21 protein-coding genes are annotated in these 17,691 nt (G+C 64.2%); 7 read left to right on the top strand and 14 right to left on the bottom strand.

Annotated features, from left to right (window positions below):
* Nucleotides 1–16: 16 nt before the first annotated feature.
* Entirely contained in the window at nucleotides 17–700 is a 684-nt protein-coding gene (locus U5O12_RS08485; protein WP_322578212.1) for a hypothetical protein, read from the bottom strand.
* Between the two features lie 212 nt (nucleotides 701–912).
* Nucleotides 913–1,875 carry a YafY family protein gene (locus tag U5O12_RS08480; protein WP_322578211.1) on the bottom strand — a complete coding sequence of 321 codons (963 nt, stop codon included), beginning with the start codon at nucleotides 1,873–1,875 and terminating at the stop codon, nucleotides 913–915.
* A gap of 86 nt (nucleotides 1,876–1,961) precedes the next feature.
* Here U5O12_RS08480 and U5O12_RS08475 point away from each other — a divergent pair, with 86 nt between their 5' ends.
* The gene (locus tag U5O12_RS08475; protein ID WP_322578210.1) at nucleotides 1,962–2,588 is read left to right on the top strand and encodes a LysE family translocator; all 627 of its coding nucleotides are present in this window, start codon (nucleotides 1,962–1,964) and stop codon (nucleotides 2,586–2,588) included.
* 12 nt (nucleotides 2,589–2,600) lie between these two features.
* On the opposite strand, the gene U5O12_RS08470 is transcribed toward U5O12_RS08475, so the two are convergent.
* The 6 genes from U5O12_RS08470 to U5O12_RS08445 all read right to left on the bottom strand — a co-directional run bounded on the left by U5O12_RS08470 (nucleotide 2,601) and on the right by U5O12_RS08445 (nucleotide 7,727).
* Nucleotides 2,601–3,035 carry an SRPBCC domain-containing protein gene (locus U5O12_RS08470; RefSeq protein WP_322578209.1) on the bottom strand — a complete coding sequence of 145 codons (435 nt, stop codon included), beginning with the start codon at nucleotides 3,033–3,035 and terminating at the stop codon, nucleotides 2,601–2,603.
* 75 nt (nucleotides 3,036–3,110) lie between these two features.
* On the bottom strand, nucleotides 3,111–3,761 hold the full coding sequence (locus tag U5O12_RS08465; protein WP_322578208.1) for a dihydrofolate reductase family protein: 651 nt from the start codon (nucleotides 3,759–3,761) through the stop codon (nucleotides 3,111–3,113).
* A gap of 103 nt (nucleotides 3,762–3,864) precedes the next feature.
* On the bottom strand, nucleotides 3,865–4,290 hold the full coding sequence (locus U5O12_RS08460; protein ID WP_322578207.1) for a hypothetical protein: 426 nt from the start codon (nucleotides 4,288–4,290) through the stop codon (nucleotides 3,865–3,867).
* A gap of 235 nt (nucleotides 4,291–4,525) precedes the next feature.
* Nucleotides 4,526–5,167, bottom strand: a complete 642-nt coding sequence (gene eda, locus U5O12_RS08455) for a bifunctional 4-hydroxy-2-oxoglutarate aldolase/2-dehydro-3-deoxy-phosphogluconate aldolase (RefSeq protein WP_322578206.1) — start codon at nucleotides 5,165–5,167, stop codon at nucleotides 4,526–4,528.
* 32 nt (nucleotides 5,168–5,199) lie between these two features.
* Complete coding sequence (edd, locus tag U5O12_RS08450) at nucleotides 5,200–7,068, bottom strand: phosphogluconate dehydratase (protein ID WP_322578205.1); 1,869 nt, start codon at nucleotides 7,066–7,068, stop codon at nucleotides 5,200–5,202.
* 86 nt (nucleotides 7,069–7,154) lie between these two features.
* A complete protein-coding gene (locus U5O12_RS08445) occupies nucleotides 7,155–7,727 on the bottom strand; it encodes a nucleotidyltransferase family protein (RefSeq protein ID WP_322578204.1) in 573 nt (190 codons plus the stop codon).
* Between the two features lie 61 nt (nucleotides 7,728–7,788).
* Between U5O12_RS08445 and pdxH the strand changes: the two genes are divergently transcribed.
* Entirely contained in the window at nucleotides 7,789–8,427 is a 639-nt protein-coding gene (gene pdxH, locus U5O12_RS08440) for a pyridoxamine 5'-phosphate oxidase (protein WP_322578203.1), read from the top strand.
* A 455-nt stretch (nucleotides 8,428–8,882) separates the two neighbouring features.
* Here pdxH and U5O12_RS08435 read toward each other — a convergent pair whose 3' ends face one another.
* From U5O12_RS08435 to U5O12_RS08410, 6 genes are all read right to left on the bottom strand, one after another.
* The gene (locus U5O12_RS08435) at nucleotides 8,883–9,833 is read right to left on the bottom strand and encodes an AEC family transporter (RefSeq protein ID WP_322578241.1); all 951 of its coding nucleotides are present in this window, start codon (nucleotides 9,831–9,833) and stop codon (nucleotides 8,883–8,885) included.
* A gap of 21 nt (nucleotides 9,834–9,854) precedes the next feature.
* Nucleotides 9,855–10,373 (bottom strand): DUF3299 domain-containing protein, encoded by a 519-nt coding sequence (locus U5O12_RS08430; protein WP_322578202.1) that lies wholly within the window; start codon nucleotides 10,371–10,373, stop codon nucleotides 9,855–9,857.
* A gap of 66 nt (nucleotides 10,374–10,439) precedes the next feature.
* Nucleotides 10,440–10,682 (bottom strand): hypothetical protein, encoded by a 243-nt coding sequence (locus U5O12_RS08425; protein ID WP_322578201.1) that lies wholly within the window; start codon nucleotides 10,680–10,682, stop codon nucleotides 10,440–10,442.
* Nucleotides 10,683–10,701: 19 nt separating this feature from the next.
* The gene (locus U5O12_RS08420) at nucleotides 10,702–11,904 is read right to left on the bottom strand and encodes an ABC transporter permease (RefSeq protein WP_322578200.1); all 1,203 of its coding nucleotides are present in this window, start codon (nucleotides 11,902–11,904) and stop codon (nucleotides 10,702–10,704) included.
* A 4-nt stretch (nucleotides 11,905–11,908) separates the two neighbouring features.
* Nucleotides 11,909–12,595 (bottom strand): ABC transporter ATP-binding protein, encoded by a 687-nt coding sequence (locus tag U5O12_RS08415; RefSeq protein ID WP_322578199.1) that lies wholly within the window; start codon nucleotides 12,593–12,595, stop codon nucleotides 11,909–11,911.
* Nucleotides 12,592–13,119: a Fur family transcriptional regulator gene (locus tag U5O12_RS08410; RefSeq protein WP_322578198.1), complete on the bottom strand. Its 528-nt coding sequence runs from the start codon at nucleotides 13,117–13,119 to the stop codon at nucleotides 12,592–12,594. Before U5O12_RS08410 ends, U5O12_RS08415 begins: the two co-directional genes overlap by 4 nt.
* A gap of 99 nt (nucleotides 13,120–13,218) precedes the next feature.
* Between U5O12_RS08410 and U5O12_RS08405 the strand changes: the two genes are divergently transcribed.
* The 5 genes from U5O12_RS08405 (at nucleotide 13,219) to U5O12_RS08385 (ending at nucleotide 17,689) form a co-directional block, all read left to right on the top strand.
* Nucleotides 13,219–13,359, top strand: coding sequence for a hypothetical protein (locus U5O12_RS08405; RefSeq protein ID WP_322578197.1), 141 nt, complete (start codon nucleotides 13,219–13,221; stop codon nucleotides 13,357–13,359).
* Complete coding sequence (locus tag U5O12_RS08400) at nucleotides 13,356–14,174, top strand: metal ABC transporter ATP-binding protein (RefSeq protein ID WP_322578196.1); 819 nt, start codon at nucleotides 13,356–13,358, stop codon at nucleotides 14,172–14,174. Before U5O12_RS08405 ends, U5O12_RS08400 begins: the two co-directional genes overlap by 4 nt.
* 8 nt (nucleotides 14,175–14,182) lie before the next feature.
* Complete coding sequence (locus U5O12_RS08395; protein WP_322578195.1) at nucleotides 14,183–15,073, top strand: metal ABC transporter permease; 891 nt, start codon at nucleotides 14,183–14,185, stop codon at nucleotides 15,071–15,073.
* A gap of 35 nt (nucleotides 15,074–15,108) precedes the next feature.
* Nucleotides 15,109–16,050: a metal ABC transporter substrate-binding protein gene (locus tag U5O12_RS08390; RefSeq protein ID WP_322578194.1), complete on the top strand. Its 942-nt coding sequence runs from the start codon at nucleotides 15,109–15,111 to the stop codon at nucleotides 16,048–16,050.
* An 82-nt stretch (nucleotides 16,051–16,132) separates the two neighbouring features.
* Complete coding sequence (locus U5O12_RS08385; protein ID WP_322578193.1) at nucleotides 16,133–17,689, top strand: ABC transporter substrate-binding protein; 1,557 nt, start codon at nucleotides 16,133–16,135, stop codon at nucleotides 17,687–17,689.
* The last annotated feature ends 2 nt before the right edge of the window (nucleotides 17,690–17,691 follow it).

The following is a 17,691-nucleotide window of genomic DNA, read 5'->3' as shown; positions in this document are numbered from 1 at the left end:
TTCGCTCTTTTCATCATCAAGTCAGGGCAGGCTGAGTCCACGGATTCAGCCACATCATGGGTTGCAGCAACTGCCGCACCACAGCCCACAGTACAGACCCTAACGTGCTCGGCGCGCCGTCTTGAATCACATAAATCATCGCGTTGCTCAGCAGCACAAACGCCAGCAACACCAGGTAGCTGGCAATGACCACCACACGCTCGCCCCGCCAAAGATGGGGCCACCAGCTGCGCAAGGCATGCGCAGGTGCCACCCACAGCAAAAGCACCCACAAAATCGAGGCCGCCACGGCCAACATTTGCGCCAGGAACGTCGCCTCAAAGGTGTGCTTGACACCAAACACCAGCTCGGTGAGCCCGGCGCTCATGGCCTGGGAAATGGACAAATACTGCGCCACCGTTGCCACGGTGAACCATACGCGCTTGGACTTGTACCAGGCGCGGTCGGTGGCCAGGCACTGCTGGCAGGCCAACAGTGCCGTGATAGACACGATGGCCATCAGGGCCCCCACCACCAGAGTCACCTCCAAGTAGCCAAAAGTTTCGGCAAAGGAGCGGGATGTTTTGGACTGGGCGTGCAACTGCAGCGCAAACGAACCCGAGAAAAACAAGGTTGCCAACACCAGCCCGGCCGCCGTCAGGCGGTTTTGCACCGCCGAATCTGGCGGGCCCTCCGCCGCATTCAATTGGGAAATACTCATACACCAGCCCTTTTACAGCACGCAAAACACACACGAAGGGAAGCAGCCGCACGAGATTGGCTCACCGCATGCTGACCACTACAAGGTCTTTAGCTCCTGGTTTTATACCTGAAGCGGGTACGCGCCTTCCCGTCGCAGCAGAAGACAACACTATTAAAACAGTAGCTGCTTGCGCAATATTGACGGGGGCTAGGGGCCAATTTTTCTCAGATTTATGACCCATAGCAGGCCTGAATGGCCTGCAGCCGGCGCACGATGGCCGTGCGCAGCGCGGCCGGTGACAGCACTTCCACATCGGGCGCCATGCGCAGCAGCTGGTAGCTGGCCTGCTCCAGCGTTTCGATAGGAATCTTGAGGCGTACCGTATCGCCCGCCATAGGCTGCGGCACCCTGGCAATCGCCTTGGCCACCGCGCTGCTGAGCTGGCGCAACTGCTTCACGCCCTGGGGCGTGGCCTGCACCACGGCATGGCCGGTGTACAGATCGGCTTCAAAGCGGCGTATCGACTCGCCCCAGTAGGCCGGCAAATCAAAGCGCTTGGGCCGCGTACTGGCTTTGTCCAACATCTCAGCGTCCAAGATGTTGGAGATGCGGTAGGTGCGCGGCTTGCCTTCTGATGTGGCCACCAAGTACCAAACGCCCGCCTTTAGCACCAGCCCCAGTGGGTGCACTGTGCGCTGCACCTCGGCCTTCCAGCTGTCGTAACGCAGGCGCAGCTGACGGTCTTGCCACACGGCCGCGGCCACAGTGCTCAGGTGTGGCACCGGGTCTGCCTCGCGGTACCAATCGGCCGGGTCCAGGTGAAAGCGGGCTTGCACGCGCTGCGCATCGTCGCGCTGGTGCGCAGGCAATGCGCTCATGAGCTTGAGTTGCGCATCCACCACCTGCTGGCCCAGGCCCAGCTCCGCGGCCGGGCCTGCCAATCCGCTCATGAACACGGCTTGCGACTCCGACGCGGTAAAGCCCGTCAGCGTAGTTTTCCAGCCCTCCACCAGCTGAAAGCCGCCGTTGCGGCCCTGCTCGGCATAGATGGGCACGCCCGCCGCCGTGAGCTGGTCCACATCGCGGTACAGCGTGCGCACCGACACCTCCAGCACCTCAGCCAGCGCCTGCGCGCTCATGCGCCCGCGGGTTTGCAGGAGCATCTGGATGGTGAGCAGGCGGCTGGCACGCATATCTGCATCGTATCGATAAAAGCTGACATCCGGTGGCAGCTATTGATGCACACACTAGCCACTTCTTCAATCAACAGGAGCGGACGATGGAACATTTGTGGCTGTATGCGGTGCTGGTTTTCGGCATCATCGTGCTACCGGGCATGGACATGGCCTTTGTACTGGCCAGCACCTTGATGGACGGACGACGCTCCGGTACGGCAGCGGTGGCGGGCATCGTTCTGGGCGGTATGGCCCATGTGGCCATGAGCGCTTTGGGCATCGGCCTGCTTTTGCAGCACGTTCCTGTGGCCTTCAACGTGCTGCTGCTGGCTGGCGCGCTCTATGTGGCCTGGATGGGCTATGGCCTGCTGCGCAACACCCACGCACTCTCGGAATTGCAAGACCAACCCTCGCGCCCGCTGCAACAGACCTTTGTACGTGCAACACTGACGTGCCTGATGAACCCCAAGGCTTACCTCTTCATGCTGGCCGTGTTTCCACAGTTCATCCGGCCCCAGCAGGGCGGCATCGTCGCCCAGTCCATCGCGCTGGGTGGCATCACTTCCGTGGTCCAGATCGCGGTGTACGGCAGCGTCGTGCTGGCAGCGGCGCAGCTGCGCGTCTGGCTGCGCAGCAGTTCCACCAGCCAGACCGCATTCAGCCACGGGCTGGGTCTGCTGCTGATGCTGACAGCAGGGTCGACTCTGTGGATGGGGTGGCGGACGCTATGAAATCAGGAGCCGCTAGCGCAGCACCTCGGCGGCCAAGCGCTGCAAATTCTGTGCATTGGCTGCGGCCACAAACTGGGCCAGCTGCGCGTAGTGCTCCGCGGTGTCAAAGGTCTGCTGCCAGTGCACCCGGGTGCCGTCGCCCGACGCTTCGAGCCGGATGGTGAGGAAGAAGTGGTGACCGCTGAAATGTTCTATCTCAAACAAGGCATCCGGCACCAGATGGGTAAAGCAGCTCTCGTTTGGGTAGTCTGTGCCATCTGGGCCGTGCATGGTCAGCAGCCACTGCCCACCGGGCTGGAAGTCGAAGGTATGGATGGTGTTGGTGAATCCATCCGGTCCCCACCAGCGCGCCACGCGCACGGGGTCTCGCATCGCAGCAAAGACCTGCGCAGGTGTCGCAGCGATGTCGTGGCTACGGATATCTGAGCACTGTTGCAGGGAGTCCATTGAATGTCCTTTATCCGCGTTGGGCGGTATCTATCCTGGCGATGTCGGTCTTGCTGATTTCCGCTCCGATGTACATCACTGCCGGGTCAACACCACATGGGTGGCCCGCGGCGTGCTGACGTGCTGGGTGCAGGCATAGCCCAGCGCAGGCAGATTGATGCCCTCGAACAAGCGCTCGCCCGCGCCCAGCAATACGGGCGAGATGGCAATGTGCATTTCATCGATCAGCCGCAGGCGCAAGTACTGCTGGATGGTAGCCACACCTCCGCCCACCCGCACGTCTTTGCCCCCTGCCGCCTCACGCGCACGCTGCAATGCACGCTCTGGGCCTTCGGTCACGAAGTAGAAAGTAGTCCCACCCTCCATGACCAGCGGCGGGCGCGCGTGGTGGGTCAGCACAAATACCGGCACATGGTAGACCGGGTTGTCGCCCCACCAACCGCGCCAGCTTTCATCGGGCCAAGGCCCGCGCACCGGACCAAACATGTTGCGCCCCAGAATCCAGGCGCCCATGTTCTGGAAACCCCGCTGAGCAAAGTCATCGTCAATGCCGGTTGCGCCACCGTCACTGTTGCCAAACACCTTGGTTTGAAACGTGCGGGTAGACATAGCCCAGCCATGTAACGCGGTACCACCCACACCGAGCGGATTGGCCAGGTCTTGATGAGACCCTGCACCAAAACCGTCCAAGGAGATGGTGAAACTTTCTACGCGGAGTTTGGACATAGGGACCCCCGGGGTAAGGCTAAAAGCTGATATCCGGCTCGAGAGCAATGTCCAGGCTCTCCAGTGACATCACCATGCAAGCAGGCGCGCAGATTGGCAGCCATTACTGGTTCACGCGCTTCGAGCAGGCCATGTACTCGTCCTGCAATGTTTGCTGTTCCGCACGTTGGGTGGTTTGCTCCTGAAAGGTAAGCGTTCGCCCACGGTAACGATTCGCCAATTCATCACCGCGGCGACGGACCGCCGCCAAACAAGCATCCGTTTTGGCAGCTTCGGCAGGAGAAATTGCTGGCCTGTTGGCGCGGATGCATTCTTCGTGTCGTTTTCCAACAGTGGCGAGGGCGACATTCAGGTTCTGGGACCAAGCAAGGTAAGCCGCTTGGTCGTGTTTGGATGGAGGGTTGACGGAAAACTCCCGAATAATCTTGCTCTGCGCGGCATCAGCCTCGGCATCACACTTGTTCTGAGCCATCAGGGCAAGGGGCTGCAATGCGATTAGACAAATGACTGCGAAGCGGGAGCGATTCATGGCAATTCTCCGAGGACGGGTTGGCAGCTATTCTCGCCAAACTTTAAGACTTTCGGCTCGGAGTATGCACATCACAAGCTGGTGTACAAGAGCAACGTCGGCAGATCTTGGGTAGCCGCGGGATGCGGCCCATAGCCCCATTGCCAGACTAACAAGCTGCTACTTAATTTATAGCTTTTCGCGCAAGCAGAAAGAGGGCCGCAGCCCTCTTTCTACTTGTATCCGCCTGTGCAACTTACTTGCGCAGCGCCTGCGTATCTTTCGCCAGCTGGGTGATCTTGTCCCACTCGCCCTTGGCCATGGCGTCGGCCGGCACGATCCAGGAGCCGCCTACGCACACCACGTTGGGCAGGGCCAAGAATTCGGGCGCGTTTTGCAAGGTCACGCCGCCGGTGGGGCAGAACTTCACATCAAAGAATGGCCCGCTCCAGGCCTTGAGCATGGCGGGGCCGCCGGCTTGCATGGCGGGGAAGAACTTGAGCTGGGTGAAGCCGTCCTCTTGCGCCATCATGATTTCGCTGCCGGTGGCCACACCGGGCAAGAGCGACAGGCCCAGGTCACGGCAGGCTTGGCCCACGGCGCTGGTGTAGCCGGGGCTCACGGCAAAGCGGGCACCGGCGTTGGCGGCGGCTTGCGCATCGGCCTTGCTGCGCACGGTGCCGGCGCCGACCACGGCTTCGGGCACATCACGGGCAATGGCCTCCATGCAGGCCAGGGCCTGCGGGGTGCGCAGCGTCACTTCCAGCATGCGCACGCCACCAGCCACCAGGGCGCGGGCCATCGGCACAGCGTGGGCCACATCGTTCAACACGATCACGGGGATAACGGGCGCGTCCTGCATGACTTGCAGAGCGGTAAAGGCGGGGGCTTGAGACATATGAATTCCAGATCGACGTATAGGTGTGGGGTTCAGAACCAAGTGCAGGCGCCCTCTTCGGCGGCCAGTGCGTTGCGGCGGAAGTTGGCAAACAGTTCGCGACCCATGCCGATGCCGTTGGCAGCGCGCAATTCTTCGGGCATGGTGTCCAGTGGGCGAGCTGCCCATTCGGCATCAGACACCAGCACCTGCAGGGTTTCGGCAGCAGCGTCCAAGCGGATGATGTCTCCGTCGCGCACCTTGGCCAGGGGGCCACCGGCAGCGGCCTCGGGCGACACGTGGATGGCGGCGGGCACTTTGCCGGATGCGCCACTCATGCGGCCATCGGTCACCAGCGCCACGCGGAAGCCCTTGCCTTGCAACACGGCCAGCGGCGGCGTGAGCTTGTGCAGCTCGGGCATGCCGTTGGCCTGCGGGCCTTGCCAGCGCACCACGCAAATCACATCCTGATTCAGCTCGTTGGCGCTGAAGGCCTTGTGCAGCGCGTCCTGAGAATCAAACACGCGGCACGGTGCTTCGATGATGTGGCGGTCTTCGGGGACGGCGGACACCTTGATCACGCTGCGGCCCAGGTTGCCCTTGAGCAACTTGAGGCCGCCGCTGGCGCTGAAGGGCGCGCTGGCGGGGCGCACCACGCTGTCGTCCTTGCTGACGCCGGGGTCTTGCCACTGCAAGCTGCCATCGGCCTTGGCCGAAGGAATGGCCGTGAACTCACGCAGGCCAGCGCTGCGCACGGTCAGCACGTCAGCGTGCATGAAGCCAGCGTCCAGCAGTTCGCGAATCACATAACCCGGGCCGCCTGCGGCTTGGAACTGGTTCACATCGGCGCTGCCATTGGGGTACACGCGGCTCAGCAGCGGCACCACATCGGACAGGGCCGAGAAGTCGTTCCAGTCGATCACGATGCCCGCGGCACGGGCCACGGCCACCCAGTGGATCAAGTGGTTGGTGGAGCCGCCGGTGGCCAGCAAAGCCACCATGGCATTCACGATGCAGCGCTCGTCAACCACCTTGCCAATGGGCGCAAAACGCTTGGCCTTGGTGATGGCCAGCACGGTGCGCACGGCTTCGCGCGTGAGCTCTTGCCGCACGCCCTCGCCGGGGTTGATGAAGGCGGTGCCGGGCACATGCAGGCCCATGGCTTCGAGCAGCATCTGGTTGCTGTTGGCGGTGCCGTAAAAGGTGCAAGTGCCCTCGCCATGGTAGGCAGCACTTTCGGCGGCCAGCAGCTCGGGGCGGCCCACCAGGCCCTGGGCGGCTTTCTCGCGCACCTTGGCTTTTTCGTTGTTGGGCAGGCCCGAGGTCATGGGGCCAGCGGGCACAAATACGGTGGGCAGGTGGCCAAAGTGCAGCGCGCCAATCAGCAGGCCGGGCACGATCTTGTCGCACACGCCCAGCATCAGCGCGCAGTCAAACACGTCGTGGCTCAGCGACACCGCAGTGGCCATGGCAATCGCGTCGCGGCTGAACAGGCTCAGTTCCATGCCGGGCGTACCCTGCGTCACGCCATCGCACATGGCGGGCACGCCACCGGCCACCTGGGCGGTGGCGCCGTGCTTGCGGGCTTCGACCTTGATGAGGTCGGGGTAGTGTTGCAGCGGCGCGTGGGCCGAGAGCAGGTCGTTATAGGCGTTGACGATGCCGATGTTGGCGCCCTTCTCTTCCACGATCTTGAATTTGTCCAGCCCCGTTACGCGGGTCTTGTCGTCGTCGGGCATGGCGGCGAAGGCGTGGGCCACGTTGGCGCAGCCCATGCGGTCGGCGCCGGGTTTGCGGTCGGCGGCCAGCTCCAGTTGGGCCAGGTAGGCGGCACGGCTGGTGGCACTGCGCTCGACGATACGGCGGGTCACGGCCTCGACAACGGGGTGCAAAGCGGCGGGAGATGGGGTGGTGTCTGGCATGGTGTTCTTGTAACTAAATTACAGGTTCTGATAGTAACTGCGAATGCCCCGTTTGTGTGCAGGCGGAGTTACCAGGCGGGTACGAACTAGTGGGTCCCCCGCCACGCCGCGCGGGCCCGCTCCAGGTCATCCACAGTGTCAATGTCCAGCACGCAACCTGCATCATTCACTACCAATTTGATAGCTTTGTGCGCAGATACCGCGGGCGCTGCACCCTGATTTCCTTGCAAACTTGCCAATGCCTCGCCACAGCGGGCGACAAAGCGTACTGGGTGGCCGCGCTGCCCTTCGAACCACGGCACCAGAACATCCCCATCCATAGGCGCGCGGGCAATGGTAACCAAGGTATCTGGTTGTACCAAGGGCAGGTCCGCTGGCAGCACCATCCAGCCACCCGCTGCATCGCGCGTGGCTCGCACGGCGGCGGCAATGCTGTCACCCATGCCGGGGTGGCCTGCGTCCTCCAGGTGCCAGCGCAGGCCGCTGGCTTGCACGGCGTCCAGCGTGCGCTGCAAGACGGTGGCGCCGCACAGGTCGGCCTGCAGCTTGTGGGTCCGCCCACCCGAGGCCAAAAAACGCTCGCCCCGGCCCGAGGCCAGCACCAGCACCACGGGCAGGTGGTCTGCATCGGGCAGCATGTGGGGGGTGGGCGGCGACATCGCTGCATGGTAGCTGACCTGCCGCAAGCAGCGGGTATGGCCCGCTGCCTATACTGGCCATATGACATCTATTGCCGACCTCCGCAAAAGCTACGAACGCGCAGAGCTGGACGAAACCGCCTCGCATGCCGACCCCTTGCAACAGTTTGACCAGTGGCTCCAAGAAGCCATTGCCGGCGAGGTGCCCGAGCCCAACGCCATGACGCTGGCCACCGTGGGCAGCGACCTGCGCCCCAGCACCCGCGTGGTGCTGATCAAGGGCTATGACGCGCGTGGCATCGTCTGGTACACCAACTACGCCAGCCGCAAAGGCCACGAGTTGGCGGGCAACCCCTATGCAGCCCTGCAGTTCCACTGGGTGGAGCTGGAGCGCGTGGTGCGTATTGAGGGGGTGGTGGAAAAGGTGAGCAATGAAGAGAGCGACGCCTACTTCCACAGCCGCCCGCTGGATTCGCGCATTGGGGCGTGGGCCTCCCCCCAGAGCGAGGTGATTCCGGGGCGCGGTGTGCTGGTAGCCAATGCCGCCAAGTACGCCGCGCAGTTTTTGCTGCAGCCGCCGCGGCCACCGCACTGGGGGGGCTACCGGCTGAAGCCGGACCACTGGCAGTTTTGGCAGGGGCGCAGGAGCCGGCTGCATGACCGGTTGCGCTACACCTTGGATGCGGATGGTGCTTGGACGCGGGACCGACTCGCTCCCTGAGTTTTCGGTTGACCTTTTGCGACTGATTTCTAGCACCTAGACCGCTTTTTTTAACACCCACTCCCCCAGCCCCTCGCCCCGTCGGCGAGGGGAGCCTTTTAACAGCCATATCTTGTGGTGTCGCGCCGACTGCGTAGCTACTGGGGGTGACGTTGCCAGCGTGTCTTGACTCCACGGCCCGCGCCTGCGGTTGTGGATACCTCGGAGATGTCTGTTCGGCACGGCTGGCGGCTGCGCCCGCCAGTGGCTCCGCGCGCACTTTTACTCGTTCACCACAACCGCTGGCACTGGCCGTGGCGTACCCACCTAATGGCCGCGGTACTTGCGTAGCACCGTAGCCGGCGCAAAGCCCTCAAATTGGCTGTTCAAAGGCTCCCCTCGCCGACGGGGCGAGGGGCTGGGGGAGTGGGTGTCCAAAAAAGCGGTGTAGCCGAACCAATACGCACCCAAGAAAGCTAGGCAATCAAAGGCACCACCGTCATCACCAACGTCACACTCACCAACGCAACCAAGGTAGAAACAGCCACGCTAGCCGTCACCAAATCCTCAGCCTTCTGGTACCGCTGCGAGAACAAAAACACGTTCGCCCCAATCGGCAACGACGCCGCCACCACCAACACCGTGAGCGACATGCCACGCAGGCCACAGGCATACCCCACCAAGGCCATCAGCGCTGGGTGCAGCAAGGTTTTGACCGAAGAAATGGCCAAGGCCCCCTTGAGGTTGCGGCCAATGGCGGCGTTGGAGAGCGTCACCCCCACCAACACCAGCGCCACCGGGCCAAAGGCGTTGCCCAGCAGTTGCAGCGGACGGTCCACCACGTCGGGCAGGCCCCAGCCGGTTTGGGCGTACAGCAGCCCGGCAATGATAGGCATGGGCACCGGGTGCACCACCGCGTTGCGCACCGCCAGGCCTATGGACTTGAGCGGGTGGCGCGACGGGGCATCGGCCTGCGCGCTCTGCTCGCGCGCGCTCAGCAGCTCCAACACCACGGTGGCAAAGGTCAGCAACACCAGCGCATGCAAAGAGATGAGGGTGAACAGCAGCACCAGCGCATCTTTGCCGTAGGCCAGCCCCACCAGCGGAATGCCGATCATCACGGTGTTGCTGAAGGTGCCTGAGAGTGCAATGACCGCCGCGCGGCTGCTGGCGCCCTGCACCAGCAACATGCCGGTGAACAGGGCCGCTGCCACGGCAAAGTAGAGCGATACGGGGGCAAAGTCCAGGTCCTGCACATGCACGCTGCTCATGGTGCGAAACAGTAGCGCCTGCGTGAGCACCAGAAAGACGAGGTTGGACAAATCACGCACCGCCTCTTGGCGGATCAGCTTGGCCTTGCCCGTGATGAGCCCCACCACAATCAGCAAAACCACCGGCAACAGGGATGAGACGACCGGGTGGTCCAGTGACAACAAACCGCGCGCCCTTTACTTGACGGCCACGGCGTCGGTGATGCGGTAGTACAGACCGTAAGGGTCGTCGTTGAGCACGGCAAACTGGCCTTCGACCACCACCACTTCCAGCGAATACTTCACCGGGGTTTTGGTCTTCACCTCCACCATGCTCTCGGGCCCGCCGGGCACGCAAAACGAGCAGGTGAGCGGCACCGAGCTGAGCAGAAAGTGCTTTTGTTTTTCACCCGGCTCCAGCGGCATCATGAAGCCCTGAATGCGCTGGGTTTTCTTGTTGAGCGCCTGTACATCGGCCGGAAAGACGGGCAACAGGCGGTTCTTTTCGGTCTTGGTCTTGACGGTGGTGAGCACCGACCAGGGCAGCACATCGGCCCGCTCCTTGATGGGCGCAAAAGGGCTGTTGGGGCTGTGCACACCGGCACCCGTGCCCGCAGGCACTGCGCCCCCAGGACCCATGGGGGAGCTGAGCTGGGCCTGGGCGCTGCCCACGGCAAGGGCCAAGGCGGCGAAAAGAACATGGGCGACTGGTTTCATGGGGACCTCCAACCGCGTTATCTTAAAGCGACAGGCGCGCCGCACAGGCCACGGGGACATTGCCGTTCAGTGCTCGTGTTTCATGCCGCAGAACTTGCCAATCGCCAGGCCTTTGCAGGCGGCTTGCAGTTCCTTGTTGCACACGTCTTCACCCTTGCCGGACTCGCGGCACTTGGCTGCGGCTTCGTGGGCCGCGGCCATCGCGCGGTGGCGGGCCACGTCTTGCTTGGTTTCTTCAGCGCTTTCTTTTGCTATGGAAAGCGTAGCTGCTTGCGCAAGGAATACGAGGGCCAGGAGTACTTTTTTCATAAATTTCCTTTCGAGTGGATCAACGAGATTGCAGAAGGTCGAGCACGCTCACGCGGTAAGCCGCGAAGGTGGGTAACAAGGCAGACAGCAAGGACACGCCCAACGCCAGTGCGGGCACCACCCACAGGGCCAAAGGCCAGACCATGCCGCCGATCAGCAGCGAGTTGTCCAGCGCCAGCAGCCAGGCCAGCAGCGCAGCAAAGCCCTGCCCCAGCAGCAGGCCCAGCACGGCGGCCAGCAGGCCCAGCCAGAGCGCCTCGCTCAGCAGCAGGGCGGCTACCTTGCGCGGCGGCGCACCCAGCATGCGCAGGAGCGCCAAGTCCGCCCGGCGCTCGCGCACCGCGCTCCACAGCGCGATGAACACACTCAAACCTGCCGTCAAAAGCAGCACGCCCGCAAAGGCGCGCAGCACATCGGTGCCCAGGCCCAGCATGTGCAGCAGGCGGGTCACTTCCAGCGCGGGCGCGGCGGCCTGCATCTCGGTGCTGGTATTCACATAGCGCGGGAAGCTCAATGCCGCCATCGGGGTCTTGTACTTGACGAGCGCCATCGTAATTTCGCGCTCGTCCTCCATCACCTTGCGGTCTTCCTCGTCCACGGCGGTGTAGTCCTCGTGTACCTTCCAGACCGAGGCCGTGTCGGTGAGGATCAGGCGGTCCAACACACTGCCGCCAGGCGCCAGGATGCCCACCACGGTGTAAGGGTTGTCGCCATGCAGGTGGCCACCAGCGCCCAGCCCGTGCGAGCCCACAAAGGTCTGGCCCAGGGTGGCCCCCAACTGGCGCGCGACCGTCGCGCCCAGCACGACCTGCATGGGGGCATCCCACACCTGCCCCTGGGCCAGTTGGGCCGCGTAGTGGTCCAGGTAGGCATGCGAAGTACCCACGATGCGGTAGCCCGCAAAGTTGTCGCCCAAGCTGATGGGAATGAGCTGCGCAACCAAGGGGTTCTGGGCCAGCGCCTTCACCGCGCTCAGGGGCACATTGCCCGGCGGCACATCGATGTGCAGCACGCCCGAGAGGATGAGCTGCATGGGGCTGCCCTTGGCGCCCACGACCACGTCGATACCGGCCAGGTCACGGTCAAACGCGCGGGAGAGTTGCGTCCCCACCAGAATCAAAAAGGTGATGGACGCCAAGCCCAGACTCAGCAGGAGCAGATTGAGCAGCGCGCCCAAGGGACGGGACCACAGGTAGCGCCAAGCCAGCAACAAGGTATTCATGGCGCTACGCTTTTGATAGCTTCTTGCGCAGTAAACGCAAGGGCTGGAAGCCGATTTGACTATTCATTTGAGGAGGAATGAGTGCCGCCACCCGCGCATCGTGCGTAGCAATCACCAAGGTGGCGCCGTGGCTGCGGGCCGTGGCCAGCAGCAGGCCTATAGCGTCAGCGGCAGCCTCATCGTCCAGGCTGGCGGTGGGCTCGTCGGCTAGCAGCACGCGCGGCTGTTGCAGCACAGCACGCGCCAGCGCCACCCGCTGCGCCTGCCCGCCCGAGAGCTGCGCAGGCAAGCGCCGCGCCAGCTCCGCCACGCCCAGCGCGGCGAGGGTGGTGGCAATGGCAGAAGCGTCTTCGGGTTGGCCTGCCGCCCACTGCGCCATGGCCAGGTTCTGCTGCACCGTCAGCGCCGCGCTGAGGTGCAATTTTTGAGGAAGAAAGCCGATAGCCCTTGCCCGCCAAGCGTCAGCCGCTACCGATTGCAGAGCATCCAGCCGCTGGCCAGCCACCTCCAGCGTGCCCGCCGTGGGCGCGACCAGGCCCGCCACCAAGGCCAGCCAGGTCGATTTGCCGCAGCCCGACGGGCCGCTGAGCAGCAGCACCGTGCCCTGCGCCACCTCCACGTCGGGGAACTGCAGGACATCACCCGCATCGGCGCCGGGGTAGCGGTAGGCGAGGCCGCGCGTCTGGATCATGCGGCGGGCCCGGCGGCAGGTTCCGCGCTGGCGTGACCCGTGGCGCAATCCACACACACGCCGCGCACCGCGAAGTCCAGGTGCATGTCCTGGTAGCCCAGCGCGCGCAAGGATTCGATGGCGGTTTGCGCCGCCTTTTCCAGGTCTGCCGCGTGCAGGGCGCCGGCCAGCGGGCTGTCGCGGTGGCAGGTCTGGCACTCAAAGTGGGGCGTGGCGTGCACGCTGGCCGGCATGGCCTGGTAACGGCGCACGCGCTGGCTGTCCACCCGGCACAGCAGCAAGCCCACCTGCGTGAGCCGGTCAATCAGGCGGTACAGGGTGACGCGGTCCAGCGGCTCGGCGTGGTCACCCGCCAATGACTCCTGCAACTGCGCGTGGGTGTAGCTGGTATCGGGGTGGGCCAGCAGCCAACCCAGCACGCGGCGCGCAGCCGCCGTGCGGCGCAGGCCGTGGGCGGACAGCAGCGCGTCGATGGGGTTGTCGCCCTCCAGGACGGGGGGGGCAGGTGGGTGGGCAGACGCCATACAGGGACCTCAAAAAATGCAATTCAGTTGCATTAGACAAAAAGTGCAACTGAATTGCGTTAGACTATATCGCAATTAAGTTGCATTATGAGCCTTTTCGTGAAACCCTCCGAACCCCGCCGCCTGCGCACCAGCGTGTTGGCCCTGCCGGCCTGGCGCCGTGTGCTGTGGACCCTGCCCGCCCTGGCCCTGCTGTGGCTGGGTGTGTGGTGGGCCAGCCTGGAAGCCGCGCCGCTATGAGCCTTTCAGCTCCCTTGGCGCACGGCCCCGCCATCACCCTGCACAACCTGACGGTCAGCTACCGGCGCCACCCGGCGCTGCACCATGTGAGTGGCCACTTTGCGCGCGGCTCGCTCACCGCCGTCATCGGGCCCAATGGCGCGGGCAAGAGCACCCTGCTCAAAAGCCTGGCTGGCCTGGTGCCGCTGGACCGCCACTCCAGCATCCAGCACACGCCGGGGCTGCGTCTGGCTTATCTGCCCCAGCACAGCGAGCTGGACCGCAGCTTTCCACTGGCCGTGCGCGACTGCGTGCTGATGGGCTTGTGGACGCAGACCGGTGCCTGGGGCAGCGCCAGTGCGCCCCAGCTGGCGCGGGTGGACGCGGCCCTGCACGCGGTGGGCCTGCAGGGTTTTGAGCACCGCCCGGTGGGCACGCTGTCCAGTGGGCAGTTGCAGCGCGCCTTGTTTGCCCGCCTGCTGGTGCAAGACGCCGACATCATCCTGCTGGACGAACCCTTCAACGCGGTGGACAGCAAGACCACGGCAGGCCTGCTGGCGCTGGTGCAGCAGTGGCAGCGCCAGGGCCGCACGGTGATTGCCGTGCTGCACGACGACGCGCAAGTGAAAGACTATTTCCCCCAGACCTTGCTGCTGGCACGCGAGTGCATTGCCTGGGGCGCCACAGCGGATGTATTGACCAGTGCCAACCTGGCCCGGGCTCGCAACATGGCCGAAGCCTGGGACGAGACCGCCGCCATCTGCGACATCGACGGCCAAGTCGACGGCCAGGACTTTGACACCCTGCTGGCCCAGCGCCTGGCAGCCACCGCCTGAGGACTGCCATGGACTTGATTCTGGGCCCCGTATGGGATGCCCTCTTCTCCCCGTTTGCCGAATTCGCCTTCATGCGGCGTGCGCTGGTAGCCACGCTGGCGCTGTCGCTCAGTGCAGCGCCCTTGGGCGTTTTCTTGACCTTGCGGCGCATGAGCCTGTTGGGCGACGCGCTCAGCCACGCAGTGCTGCCGGGCGTGGCCATTGGCTTTATGGTGAGCGGCCTGTCGCTCACGGCCATGGCCCTGGGTGGTGTGTTGGCGGGCATGCTGGTCGCAGGCATTGCGGGTGCGGTGACCCGCTTCACCACCCTGAAAGAAGACGCCAGCTTGGCCGCCATCTACCTGGTGGCCCTGGCCCTGGGGGTGACGCTGATCGCCAGCCACGGCACCCAGCTCGATCTGCTGCACATCCTGTTTGGCAGTGCCTTGGGCGTGGATAGCAGCGGTTTGCTGCTGGTCGCCGGGGTTGCCACCTGCAGTGTGCTGGCGCTGGCGGTGATGTACCGCGGCCTGGTGCTGGAAACCTTTGACCCGGTGTACCTGGCGGCCCACCGCCACGGCGTGCCGCCTTGGGTGTGGCAGCAAGGCTTCCTGATGCTGGTGGTGCTCAACCTGGTGGCGGGCTTCCAGACCCTAGGCACGCTGATGGCCGTGGGCCTGATGATGCTGCCCGCCGTGAGTGCACGCCTGTGGCATGACACCCTGCCTGCGCAACTGCTCAACGCCAGTGCCCAAGCCGCCTTGGCAGGAGTGGCCGGGCTGCTGCTGTCCTACCACTTCGACACCCCCTCGGGCCCGACCATCATTGCCTGCGCGGGGGGGCTGTATGCCACCTCCTTGTTGTTGGCGCCCGGTGGCTGGCTACCGCGCTGGTGGGCTAGTCCCCACCGGGTGGCCTGACCTCCCTCTCTTTTTTCTTCCCTCCCCCAACGACCATGACCACACTCGACACGTTTTCCATCCGCACCCTGCCCCGCCGTTTTCTGCTCGCCAGCGCCGCCGCCCTGGCCTTGCTGGGCAGCCACGCCTTCGCTGCCGACAAACTGCCGGTAACTGCCAGCTTCAGCATCCTGGGCGACCTGGTGCGTGTGGTGGGCGGTGACCGGGTGGCGGTGACCACGCTGGTCGGCCCCAACGAAGATGCCCATGTGTTTGAGGCCAAGCCGTCCGATGCCAAAACCCTGCTGGCGTCCAAGCTGGTGGTAATCAATGGCCTGGGCTTTGAGCCTTGGGCGGGCAAGCTGCTCAAGTCATCGGGCTACAAGGGCGACAGCGTCATCGCCGCCAAGGGCGTGAAAGCCCGCCACATGGAAGAAGAGAAAGGCCATGCCGGCCATGCCCACGAAGAGACCGACCCCCACGCCTGGCAAAACCCCAACAACGTAGTGCTGTACGTGCGCAACATCGCAGCGGGCCTGGCCAAAGTGGACGCTGCAGGTGCTGCCACCTACCAGGCCAACGCCGAGGCCTATGTGAAAGAGCTGCAGGCACTGGACAGCTGGGCCAAAGCGCAAATCGCCACCATTGCGGCGGACAAGCGCAAGGTCATCACCTCGCACGACGCGTTCGGCTACTTTGCGGCGCAGTACGGCGTGAAGTTTCTGGCCCCGCAAGGCGTGAACACCGAGACCGAACCCAGCGCCAAGCAGGTGGCCCAGCTCATCAAGCAAATCCAGCGTGAAAAGATTCGCGCGGTGTTTGTGGAAAACATGAGTTCGCCGAAGCTCATCGCCCAGCTCAGCAAAGACGCCGGTGCCACCTTGGGTGCCAGCCTGTACGCCGATGCCCTGTCCACCGCCGACCAGCCTGGCGCCACCTACCTGCAAATGATGCGCCACAACGTGACGCAGCTGGTGGCTGGCATGGCGCAGAACTAAACCAAAACGCTATCAATTCAGTAGCTGCCCGCGCATATTTTGCGGGGGCTAAGGCCATATTTCGTCTAGAAAACCCAATACCATGCCGCTCCACCCACCAACTAGCGCCTTGCGCCGCGCCCTGCTCCTGGCGCTGGCGACCACCACACTGCCCATCGCCATGGCCCAGACAGGCCCGGGTGGCCCCACCCGCGTGCTGAAAGTTGCCGCCCCCTGGGAAATCGGCAGCCTGGACCCGTCCAAGACCGGCTACCTCTTCACCCGCCTGGAAGTCACCGAAACCCTGGTCGACGTGGATGCCAGCGGCCAGCTCAGCCCCGGCCTGGCCGCACGCTGGAGCGTGTCGCCCGACCAGAAAACCTGGCGTTTTGCGCTACGCCCTGGCGCCACCTTCCATGATGGCAGCGCGGTCACCCCGGACGCCGTCGTACGCAGCCTGACACGCGCTCTGGCACAGCCGGGCATCCTCAAAAACACGCCCATTCAGCGCATCAGCGTAGCAACGGGAGAGGTGCAAATCGACCTCAAGCAGGTCTTCACGGCGCTGCCGGCCTACCTGGCCCACAACAGCACACAAGTGCTGGCACCCGCGTCTTTTGGCCCTGACGGCAGCGTGCAGGCCGTGCTGGGCTCCGGTCCCTACAAAATCGTGCGTATCAGTGCGCCGCAAAAACTGGAAACGGCCACCTTTGAAGGCTGGAGCGGCCCACGCCCGGCCGTGGAGCGCGTGGAGTACCTGGCCAGCGGCCGGGGCGAGACCCGCGGCATGCTGGCCGAAAGCGGCCAGGCTGACTTGGTATTTACCCATGACGCTGTGGCCATTGAGCGGCTCAAGCGCAACCCGAAGTTGCAGTTCCACACCCTGCCGATTCCACGCACGCTCTACCTCAAGGTCAACGCCGCCCACCCGCTGCTCCAAGACGTCAAGGTGCGCCGGGCCATCAGCATGGCCCTGGACCGCCCGGGTATTGCCAAGGCCATCCTGCGCGAGCCCAGGGCCGCGGCCACCCAGCAGTTCACCCCTAGCATGGCCGAATGGCATGTGCCAGGCCTGCAGCCCCTCACACGCGACATCGCCCAGGCCCGCCGGCTCTTGCAAGAGGCGGGTTGGCAAGCCGGTGCGGATGGCATGTTGCGCAAGGACGGACGCCCCTTCAAGCTTACGCTGCGCACTTTCTCGGACCGGCCCGAACAGCCCCCCATGGCCACCGCCATCCAAGCGCAGCTGCGCGAGGTGGGCATGGACGTGGCAGTGTCCATCGTCAACGCCAGTGACATTCCCGCCGGCCACCAGGATGGCACGCTGGAGCTGGCGCTGGTAGCGCGCAACTACGCCCTGGTGCCCGACCCGATCGGCAGCCTGCTGCAGGACTTCGGCCCACAAGGCGGCGACTGGGGCGCCATGGGCTGGCACAGCGCGCAAGTGGCCAGCGCCTTGGAAAGTCTGAGCAGCACCAACGACCCGGCCCGCCGCTCGCGCATGCGTGGTGCGCTGGCCACGGTGCTGCAAGCTGAGCTTCCCGTTATCCCGGTGGCCTGGTACCAGCACACCGCCACCAACAGCAAGCGGCTGGGCAAGGTCACCATCGATCCGCTGGAGCGCAGCTACCGCATCAGCCAATTCACCTGGGCGCAATAAGT

Source organism: Rhodoferax sp., assembly GCF_034519335.1.
Lineage (GTDB): Bacteria > Pseudomonadota > Gammaproteobacteria > Burkholderiales > Burkholderiaceae_C > Allorhodoferax.
This window is presented reverse-complemented; position numbering and strand designations above follow the sequence as displayed.